This is a genomic window from Providencia sp. Me31A (assembly GCF_050487165.1).
Taxonomy (GTDB): Bacteria; Pseudomonadota; Gammaproteobacteria; order Enterobacterales; family Enterobacteriaceae; genus Providencia.
Window position 1 is genome coordinate 68,689 of record NZ_JBKQGZ010000013.1, and the last position, 10,626, is coordinate 79,314.

9 protein-coding genes, 1 pseudogene and 1 riboswitch are annotated in these 10,626 nt (G+C 38.8%); all 10 genes and pseudogenes read right to left on the reverse strand.

Annotation, left to right across the window (positions count from 1 at the left end):
• Positions 1-9: 9 nt before the first annotated feature.
• The gene (recC, locus tag ACLPIE_RS12455; RefSeq protein ID WP_430262023.1) at positions 10-3,384 is read right to left on the reverse strand and encodes an exodeoxyribonuclease V subunit gamma; all 3,375 of its coding nucleotides are present in this window, start codon (positions 3,382-3,384) and stop codon (positions 10-12) included.
• Entirely contained in the window at positions 3,362-3,550 is a 189-nt protein-coding gene (locus tag ACLPIE_RS12460) for a hypothetical protein (protein ID WP_430262127.1), read from the reverse strand. Before ACLPIE_RS12460 ends, recC begins: the two co-directional genes overlap by 23 nt.
• A 123-nt stretch (positions 3,551-3,673) precedes the next feature.
• Positions 3,674-3,748: pseudogene (locus tag ACLPIE_RS12465) on the reverse strand (type IV pilus modification PilV family protein); the annotation flags it as partial.
• Complete coding sequence (locus ACLPIE_RS12470) at positions 3,745-4,191, reverse strand: DUF2509 family protein (RefSeq protein ID WP_430262024.1); 447 nt, start codon at positions 4,189-4,191, stop codon at positions 3,745-3,747. The pseudogene ACLPIE_RS12465 and the gene ACLPIE_RS12470, both read right to left, overlap by 4 nt.
• Positions 4,188-4,790 carry a prepilin peptidase-dependent protein gene (locus tag ACLPIE_RS12475; protein ID WP_430262025.1) on the reverse strand — a complete coding sequence of 201 codons (603 nt, stop codon included), beginning with the start codon at positions 4,788-4,790 and terminating at the stop codon, positions 4,188-4,190. Before ACLPIE_RS12475 ends, ACLPIE_RS12470 begins: the two co-directional genes overlap by 4 nt.
• Positions 4,784-5,269, reverse strand: coding sequence for a prepilin-type N-terminal cleavage/methylation domain-containing protein (locus ACLPIE_RS12480; RefSeq protein WP_430262026.1), 486 nt, complete (start codon positions 5,267-5,269; stop codon positions 4,784-4,786). Before ACLPIE_RS12480 ends, ACLPIE_RS12475 begins: the two co-directional genes overlap by 7 nt.
• A gap of 318 nt (positions 5,270-5,587) precedes the next feature.
• On the reverse strand, positions 5,588-6,439 hold the full coding sequence (locus ACLPIE_RS12485) for a thymidylate synthase (RefSeq protein ID WP_430262027.1): 852 nt from the start codon (positions 6,437-6,439) through the stop codon (positions 5,588-5,590).
• Positions 6,440-6,535: 96 nt separating this feature from the next.
• Complete coding sequence (lgt, locus tag ACLPIE_RS12490; protein ID WP_430262028.1) at positions 6,536-7,435, reverse strand: prolipoprotein diacylglyceryl transferase; 900 nt, start codon at positions 7,433-7,435, stop codon at positions 6,536-6,538.
• 178 nt (positions 7,436-7,613) lie between these two features.
• Positions 7,614-9,860, reverse strand: coding sequence for a phosphoenolpyruvate--protein phosphotransferase (gene ptsP, locus ACLPIE_RS12495; RefSeq protein WP_430262029.1), 2,247 nt, complete (start codon positions 9,858-9,860; stop codon positions 7,614-7,616).
• Between the two features lie 3 nt (positions 9,861-9,863).
• A complete protein-coding gene (gene rppH, locus ACLPIE_RS12500; protein ID WP_430262030.1) occupies positions 9,864-10,397 on the reverse strand; it encodes an RNA pyrophosphohydrolase in 534 nt (177 codons plus the stop codon).
• A gap of 113 nt (positions 10,398-10,510) precedes the next feature.
• Positions 10,511-10,608: riboswitch (TPP riboswitch) on the forward strand.
• Positions 10,609-10,626 lie beyond the last annotated feature (18 nt).

Here is a 10,626-nt window from a genome sequence, read left to right on the forward strand (position 1 = left end):
GTTCTCCCTTTATTTCAAGTATTTTGTCATCGGCAATAAAAACCGTTGAGTGTTTAATAAAAGCGATTGGATAAGCGTATTATCAATGTTTCTGCAAGCTCTTAGTACATAATCATCTTCCATATCACCTTTTTTCATCTGGCTTCCTTGCAAACTTTGAACCAATGTAGACAATGCTTTTTGTTGAGTCTCTTCACTAGAAAAATCATACTGTTTGGCCTTTTTATCAAAGCAAGCTGTAATCCAATTCCAACCACTCTGGTTTAATAAAATTAATGGTGCATCAAACCCTTCACAATACCCTGCAATTAAGTCTTGTAAGTACCCTAACGCGTCCTCTTTACTGATAGATGAGAACTGCCAGATACTATTGTCCCTGCCTAATGAAAGACTTTCTCCTTCGCCAACTAACAGATTAAATAATAAGTGTTCAATCCATAGCTGTACTCCATCATTAGCAGTAAGATAAGCAGGTCGATAGCGTAACAAGCCTGTTTCATGCACATTTTTAAGTAGCCCTGTGACCTTGATGCCATTTATGTCACAACTAAAAGGATAATCAAAAAATGGCATTTCATACTCTTTAATCTTTTCAGCTAAGGGAGAAATCTCTTTTAGCTGTTGCTCCCAAAAAAGTTGACCAAATTGCTTAGCAGGTAGTTGCCCTGAAGCTTTCAATGCAGAATACAAAGGTTCTGGATTCTCACCTTTGACAAGTAAATCTAAGATTTGATCATTAATTTTATATCGTTGTAAACGACCAAGAGTGAATGGCTCTTCTTCTGGTAATTCTGTTTCTTCAATTGAAAAATGAACTTTCAATCTTTGTTGAAAAAACGCACGAATAGGATGGCGATAGAAGCGTAATAGCTGCTCTAAAGAAATTTCCGTAATAGGATCTCGTGTTTCAAGCACTGAACAGAATGGTATATCCATTTTGCTTTCTGTTTTTGCCGCAGGTAACCACTCACTAGCAAAGCTTTGATAAGGAGATTCAGGCAAAAAATTCTCTTGTGCAAAAGGAACTCTGTTATGTTGGATAATTAAGTGCTCACTTAAACGTTTAGCACTTTCATCTATCGTTAAAGACTCATCTCCAACTAAACAGAAACTCTGGCAAATATAGTCAAGTAATTCAGTCACTAATATCGATGGGTTGCAAGGTTGGTTATCCCGAATCGAAAGCCCTATATGACTAATATACAATTGCTTAGCCGCAGAATTTAATGCCTCCAAAAAGAGATAGCGATCATCATCTCGACGCTTTCTATCACCACGAACAGGTTTTTCCGCCATTAAATCAAAACCTAACGGAGGGATGTTTCGCGGGTATGCCCCATCATTCATACCAAGTAAACAAACGACTTTAAAAGGCACTGAGCGCATTGGCATTAAAGTACAGAAATTAATAGCCCCGGCTAAGAAACGTTGACTTATTTTTTCATCATCAAAGCGAACAGAAAGTTCATCACGAATCAAACGTACTGGAATGCATTTTTCATATCCCGACTCTATCGCATTATCAATAACTTGGTGCCATTGCTCTGTTAGTAACGTTAATACCAATTCAGTTTCACTATCAATCATGAAACAGTTATCAAGTAACTGCTGGCAGAGACTTTTCCATTCGCTCAATGAGCGTTCTTGTTCTAATAATGTTCGCCATTCTCTGAGTGTATTAACTAATAAAGCTAACTTTCCAGCTAATTGAGCTGCTAAGCCACTACACTCATCATATGGTAGCACCCCATTCCACGGGCCATTTCGACTGTCCATAGCATAACCAAGTAGCATCCTACTTAAGCCAAACTCCCATGTATTTTGCCCAATAACAGGTAATGCAAAAGAGCGCACATTATCGTCATCAAGCCCCCAGCGGATACCAGATTCATTAACCCATCGGCGCAATAAACTTAATTCGTTCTCATCAATACCGAATCGATGTGAAAAAGCAGAGACCTCAAGCAGCGCGAGAACTTGTTCTGTTGAAAAACGACTTTGAGGTAAATCCAATAACGTAATAAAGGCTTGTAAAATCGGGTGTGCTTGTAAAGCTTTTCTATCTGAAATCGAAAATGGAATATAACGAGAAGAAGCTGAATGACCAAAAACAGCCTGAATATATGGGGCATAGTTATCAATATCTGCAACCATAACAATAATGTCACGAGGTGTTAATGATGGGTCGCGTTCAAACAATGCCAAAAGGTGGTCTTGTAGTACTTCAACTTCCCGCTGTGCACTATGACATAAATGAAAAGTTATAGAGTCATCTTGCTCATTAATGACTCGCTTACCCAAGCTCGTTTCATAATTTTCTAATGTAGTTCCTAACTGAGCATGGTTTTCAAGATCTAAAATATCTTGTTGTATATTTTCTAATAAATTCGCTCTGTTCGTATCTACATAAGCAGATATTTCATTAGCGCTGTCAATTTGAGAGACAAAGTATAAGTTATCTCTACCTAATTTCCCCCACGATGCAAGTAATGGGTTAGCAATATCTTGCTCACCATTTTCATTAAATAAGTTAGGGATATGTTCTGTCATCTTGAAGCGAGATATTTCGTGCTTATCAATATAATGACGCAATTTTCGTTGCTGCAACTTAGCTAAAAATGATGCGCTTTGAATGTCTCCCCAATAGTAACGACATGGGTTAGTGAACATTAAATGAACATCAGTATATTTCGCTATCGCGTTAAGAGCCTGCAAATATACGGGAGGAAGTGATGAAATACCGCAAATGAAAATACGCTTTGGCAGCATGCTACCTAAAGCGGGTGTTGAAGATAGCTTATCAATAAAATTTTGATATAGGTTTGCTCGATGCCACGGGGGCTGATTTAGCTGATTAGAATAATCAACAAGGCACTGCCATAATCGTTTTTGCCAGAGTTGATTCGAGCTTAAGTCATCTATTAACTCATTTTGTTGCCATTTTTCAATCCACTGTGGGCGGTAAACTAAGTACTGATCAAATAAGTCAGCAATCCTACCAGCAAGTTGATGAAGTTTACGTTTGTCAGTATCTTGTTGCAGGTAATACCTTAAAGGCTCAAACTCATCTTCAGCAATAACACTAGGTAATATAGTCATTAATTTCCATGTCATTGCTTGCTTCGTATAAGCGCTTTCTTTCGGTATTTCTGGGAGTACTCGTCTAAACATGTCCCAGATAAATGTGGCTGGTAATGGATAATTAATATTTGCAGCTATACCGAATTTTTTAGCTAACTCAATTTGTAGCCACTGGGACATTCCCGGACTTTGTACTAAAACAATTTCTTGCTCAAAAGGATGAGAAAGCGGTTCATTTTTCATTAAATGAGCAATTAACTCTTTTAATAAATCTAATTGATTAGAATGATAAACCTGAAACATACCGCTCTCCTATTGAGCAATTCCAGCGACTTAATGATAATGGTCGCATATCGATAGCTAACAAAACCGTTAATTCCGCACAATTATCCGTTCGCGATAAAGCTATGTGTTGTATTTTCCAATCAGGGTAACGCAAATTCGTATCAATGGAAGGAGTTTTCCCCATAGATATTATCCCCCCAAATTTACCTCGTTTCTCCAGTGTACTATGTAACTCCCTTATCGCGACTGAGCTTTTATATAATTTATTAAAATTCAATATGATATATTGTGAATAGTTTAGCAAAGCAGTCAAGGAAATAGCAAAAATAACTATCGATATTATCGATTCGATTAATACAAACCCTTGTTGATTTTTCCTCACTCGCAAAATCCTTTTTTTACAACCGGACAATAATCCAACCAACCATTTTTTCGGGGAAAAAACTGTTTTCTTTCAAAATCAAAAATAACCCATTGATATACTTTAATATCTTTTCCGTTCCGAAAAGGGCTTTTCCCTGATAAGACGAAATTTTTCCCTTTATCGTGTTTTAAGCAGCTTTCCCATTTCTCAGTTGCTTCTTGCTGACAAGACCAATGTCTAAAATTGTTCGTGTTTATATCCCACTGTAATGTCAGTCCCCATGCAAGGGCTGATTCTGCTTTATTGAACGCCTCAAAATATTTTATTTCTTTTTGTAATTCGTCATGAGCCCGTTCTTGAAAAAAATGCAATGATTTGATCAGCAGCAAGCCTATAGTCATAAGAATAACCACAGTAAACAGTGCGACACTCCCTTTTTGCCCCTTAATTGATACCATCATAAGTTCCTAACCAATACGAGTATTCGGTAGTTAAAGGTATGATTAGGAAGTAACTTAGTTTCTAAACTCATAACCATTTCAAGTAACTGAGAAGCTTCAAGCCAACTGAATGCTAATTTTTTGACGTTAATTAAATTTGCGTCAAATAATGATTGCCACCGAGTTCCATCACAGTGGCTAACATTTCTATTAGACTCTAATTTTCCATTATTGAATCGATAACCAAAATAATCTGTATCAACGACTTTGGGTTTTCTATCTACCCATTTCCCGGATAAATCTTGGTCATAAGCGAATATAATGCACGAGTTATTCTCTTGGCTGAAAAGCTTAGACGTGATTTTTATGGGCTCACCTTCACAATATTTGTTGCCACAATAACCAATCCTTCTAAAATCCTTTTCCATATTCAACAACACATGTCTGACATCCCTATCTAATTGATATTGAAAATATGACCGATATGTTTGCTTAAATAACATAGGTAGAGCACTCATAGCTGAAATACACACCAGGCTACTAATAGCCATTGCAATTAACATTTCAACAAGTGAAAAACCATGCTGTTTGACTTTATCCACATTCAAATGAGTCAACATTTTGCTATTCCAACTAGTTTTTGATGGCTACAAATCCTAATGCGGCCTAATGCAGACACATAAACAGTAATAGCTGCATTTTTATTCTTTAACTCAACACTAAATGCGCGGCTAGTACCTTGTTTTCCATACAGTTGTACAGAAGAGCGACTAGCCTTACTCATTTCTATTCCTGGATGCTTTTTGCCTGTAATCTTACCAACTTCCTGGTTGGTATTAGCATCACTGACAACTAGTTCCCAATCGACTTTCGCCACCTTAACAGATAAAATTTGATATCGATTTAAATAGATCCCCTCTATCACCTGACTATAAATAAACTCTGAAATTTGCCTAGCCGCATCGATTAACCGATGTTTCTCAAGTTGCTTTTGCCAATGATATAAACCAGACCCAGTTGTGAAAGAACAAATAAATAGCACTGCAAGAATTTCAATTAAAGTGAACCCTTTTAGCTCACTTTCTCGCCCTAATTTCATAGTCTCACCCCCACTTTCCATACTCTCAGTGGATATTGGCAAAAAAAATTAACCTGACGAGTGACTTCTTTGCCCATTGTGTAGCGCTTCGCAACCCAATATCTAGTTACCCATGATATTCAACAAAGTTTACGAGGCGTTTCACAAAAAAATGACTGATTGAAAATAAACACGAGAAAATATTGCAATAAAAAATCAAGATGAACTCACCAAACAGCAAAAAAACAACACAAGGAGGGAAAAATGATATGCCAAAGTAGGAATTTTAAGGCGGCCTACAAGGTGAAACCGCCATAGTAGTAACTTACTCTCAGTTAATTAGACCGTGAAAGGGTATTTTATGGCCTCATGGCACTGATACCCTTCTAGAGTAAAGTCATCTGTCGTTACCCAAGTTTCAAGATCTTCCAGTGATTTAATTTGAGGATTGATAAACAATGAAGGAGATGCAAAAGGGGCTCGTTTTAGCTGAACATCTCTCATTAAAGACAATTGATTTTCATAAATATGTGCATTCACAATTTTATGATAAGCCTTACCTGCTTTATGTCCTGTGATTCGTGCCATTAAAGCAAGTAGAACAAAGCACTGAACTTGATTAAAATTAAGGCCAAGCGGAACATCACAACTGCGCTGATAAGATGTTAAGTGGAGAGTATCACCCAATAGTGAAAAAGTATGAGTATGCATGCAGGGACGTAAGCAGCCCATTTCAAATTCACCAGGGTTATAAAAAGTGATGATTTCCGCGCGGTCATCAATACCATTTTTTAAGTTATTAACCACTTTTTTCAGTTGATCAAGGTGAGTTCCATCTGGGCATTGCCATGAGCGTCCCTGAACGCCATATACGCGCCCCATGTCATCTTCACCTTTACGATGAGGGTTATTTAACCATGCTTGATTTTCATTCGCATTGGCGTTCCATGTGTTGCAGCCAATTTCACGAAATTGTGCGGCATTATCATAACCACGGAGGTAACCAAGAAGCTCAGCAATTGCCGCTTTATAAAAGCTTTTACGAGTCGTAATTAAAGGGAATTGATTATTGCCCACATCATATTCAAGATCGGCATTGATAACAGTTAAACAGCGAACACCTGTGCGTTTGTTTTCAACCCATTGCCCTTCATCGATGATACGTTGGCACAATTCAAGGTACGGCTTCATAATTACTCTCTTATTCAAATAACTTAAATCGCTAGTTTGATACTTTCTATTTCACTTACCTATTAAATATCATATCAAACTAGCTCAAAATAGAATTTACTTTCGACTTTCGGACTCTTTAATTGGCTTATGTGCAGGAACATTTTTACCGTATTTATATGACCACATTATCATTAAAATACCAATAATAATCATTGGGATAGATAAAATTTGCCCCATACTAATACCATCAAATAACCCTAATTGAGCATCCGGCTGCCTAAAGAATTCAACAATTATTCTAAACGCACCATAGCCAATCAAGAATAGTCCAGAAACACTGCCCATTGGGCGTGGTTTTCTGACAAATAAATTAAGAATAAGAAATAGAACAATACCTTCTAAAAACATTTCATAAAGCTGTGATGGGTGTCTTGGTAACATGCCATATTGCTCTAGAATAGGCAATAATGAGGGATCTTGTGCCGCTAGTTGGATATCCTCACTACGTGAATGAGGGAATAAAAATGCCCAAGGTGTATCTAGCGTCACACGCCCCCATAATTCCCCATTAATAAAGTTACCAATACGACCCATGCCTAAGCCAAACGGAATCAGTGGCGCAACAAAATCAGAAACTTGTAAAAAGCGACGACGAGTACGATGAGCAAACCACATCATGGCACATATCACACCAATTAAACCGCCGTGGAATGACATCCCACCATCCCAAACTTTGAAAAGATATAGGGGATCATCCAGAAAAACAGGAAGGTTATAAAAGAAAACATAACCAAGTCGACCACCGACAAATACGCCGACAAAGCCAATATACAATAAATTTTCAACTTCATTCTTTGTCCAGCCACTATTTGGCTTTGCAGCGCGACGTCCCGCAAGCCAAAGTGCAAAAACAAAACCAACAAGATACATGAAGCCGTACCAATGTAACGATACTGGCCCAATTGAGAACATAACAGGATCAATTTCCGGAAATGCTAAGTAGCTGTTACTCATCGTTCCCCACTTTTAATAATTAAGCCGATATACATCGACTATAACGAATTCAATACTCTTCAATCTATCTAAAACGCACAGCAGCATACAACAAAAAATATCGTTATTAATACTCGAAATTATTTAGCTAAAGCTAATTTAAACACTGAACCAAAATAATTTTGACCATAGAAAAAAACTAGATCCCACCACGTACAAAACCACCTAAATGGTGTTTCTCCATAAACTCACTAGCTTCATGCCGGACACTATCACAGGTTTCCGCTGCTAACAATTTAGGTACTAATTCAGACATCAAGACTGGGTCAAGCTGGCGAATCAAGTACTTCATACGTGGCACACTGCGGCCACTCATGCTTAAAGAGCGATATCCTAACGCAATGAGTATCATCGCACTCAATGGCTGTCCTGCCATTTCGCCACAAACACTTACAGGCAATTTAAGCCGCTGACATTCTTCACTCACTTGAGCTAAAAAGCGCACAACAGCAGGATGAAGATTATCATATAGTGCCGCCACATGTGTGTTGTTGCGGTCAACAGCAAGTAAATATTGTGTAAAATCATTGGTACCTATAGAAATAAAATCAACCCGTTTTTTTATTTCTGGCAACAAAAATAGCAATGATGGTACTTCAAGCATAATACCAACTTGCGGCATAGTTATTGGCATTGATAATAAAATGCTAACTTCTTCTTGCGCTCTTTTTATCAATGAAATAGCTTCATCAATTTCATTGATACTTGTTACCATTGGCAGCAAAATGCGTAGGTTGCCTAAAAGTGCATTTGCTCGCAACATAGCTCTTAGTTGAATCAGAAAGATTTCAGGTTGATCGAGCATTATGCGGAGCCCTCGCCAACCAAGACTCGGGTTTTCTTCACTAATCGGCATATAGGAAAGTTGTTTATCCGCACCAATATCGAGCGTTCTCAATACGACAGGTTTGGAGGGAAATAATTGCAGAACTTCTTTATATAATTGTTTTTGCTCATCTTCAGATGGAAAACCATTATGTAACATAAAGGGAAGCTCGGTACGATATAACCCAACACCATCAACCCCCGTATTAATTTGCTGCTCATAACGTGGACTAAGGCCTGCATTAAGGTAAATATTGACTTTTTGACCATCTTTAAGTGCAGCATCTTGCTCTAGCGTTCCTTCTGCTAAGCGGCTAACCACATTTTCTTCTTCAATGATTTGCTGATATTCATGAATAATCAGACTTTCAGGTTCAATAAAGACTTCGCCGCGATAACCATCCAAAATTAAATAATGGTTATGCAATAATGAAGGCTCAATATCTGCCCCCATAATCGCAGGTATCCCCATTGCTCGAATTAAAATGGCCGAATGTGAATGCGTCGCGCCATCACGCACCACCACACCCGCAAGTTGGTCAATTGGTAATTGAGCCAGTACGCTCGCACTGAGTTCATCTGCAACTAAAATAAAACGGTCTGGCCATTGTTCATTTGGGATTAATGAATCATCAAGGTGAAATAATAAACGTTGTCCCAAGGCTTTTAAGTCAGTGCTTCGCTCCCTTAAATAAAGGTCACGCAGACGAGAAAACTGCTCAACATAATTTTCAATGACGGTTTTAACCGCCCACTCTGCCGTGGCATTATCTTCAATGGCAGCAAAAAGATGTTTTTTTAGCTGAGGATCACTAAGCAAATGATTATAGAGGTCAAATATTGCCGCACTTTCTTTTGCGGAGCTTGCCATAAAGCGTTTACTAATTCGGCGGCATTCCGCTGTTGCACTTTCTAATGCACTAGTAAGACGTTGTTTTTCAGCATTAATGTCAATAGTACTCGCTTGGCAAACACTGTCTAAAGATGGTTGGCTACTATCTTGCCACCCATAAGCCATTGATATCCCCTGCGAAACAGGGATGGCTTTAATTCTATTTTGCCGATATTGCCCGAAAATACCTTTCGCTTGAGCTTGTGACAAAATCACGGCGAGTTGCATCGACAACGTCACCATGAAAGATTCTTCTGTTTCGTTAAACAACCTTTTTTCTTTCTGTTGTACCACCAACACACCTAATAATTGGCGTCGATAAACAATCGGTACACCTAAAAAAGCTTTCAGTTGTTCTTCTTTGAGTTGCGGTAAGAATTTATATTGTGGATGTTCACGGATATCCGCCAAATTGAGCATTTCAGATTGACGCCCAACAGCACCGACTACCCCCTCATCAAAACCAAGACGAATAGCAATCCCGCTAGGCTTTTTTAACCCGCGGGTTGCCATTAAGTAATAGCATTGGCGAGGGTGATCTGCTAAATAAATGGAACAAACATCAGTTCGCATCGCTTTGCAGGTTTCATTAACCAATACCTCTAGCGCATCGGTCAAACTTGTCGCCATCGCCACTTTTTCGACAATTTCACGTAAATGCATCAGCATAGGCTATTTTGCTCCACGCCTACGGTGATTAAAAATAGGTCGTTGTGGTAATTTCTGTTCCTGCAAAGGCATAACAATTGGAGCGAATTCTTTCATTACACGACGATAAACTTCCCGTTTAAAAGAAACCACCTGCCTAACAGGATACCAATAACTGACCCATCGCCAGCCATCAAATTCTGGCGATTTACTGCGCTGCACATTTATATCGGCATCATTGCATTGAAGTTGAAGTAAAAACCAACGCTGTTTCTGCCCGATACAAACAGGTTTTGTATCCCAACGCACCAAACGCTTGGGTAATTTGTAACGTAACCAATTACGGGTAGATGCCAATAACCTGACATCCTTACGCTGTAGCCCGACTTCTTCGTATAACTCACGATACATCGCCTGTTCTGGCGATTCCCCAGGATTGATGCCTCCTTGAGGAAACTGCCATGAGTGTTGACCATAGCGGCGGGCCCATAAAACCTGCCCTTGCCGATTACAAATTACAATTCCTACATTCGGGCGGTAGCCATCATCATCAATCACTAGACTACCTCAATAACCAAATTTGAAAGATGCCTAATTGTTTCACACATACCCAAACTGGTAAACCTATATCAATACAGTTTGCAGATATGTCTGAAGTCACTACAATAGTAAGCGACTCAACGGGGTGCCAAATGTATTTAGGCTGAGAAATAACCCGTAGAACCTGATCCGGTTAATACCGGCGTAGGGATTTGAGCTACCGCCTGCATGTCTGCACCGGTTCTCC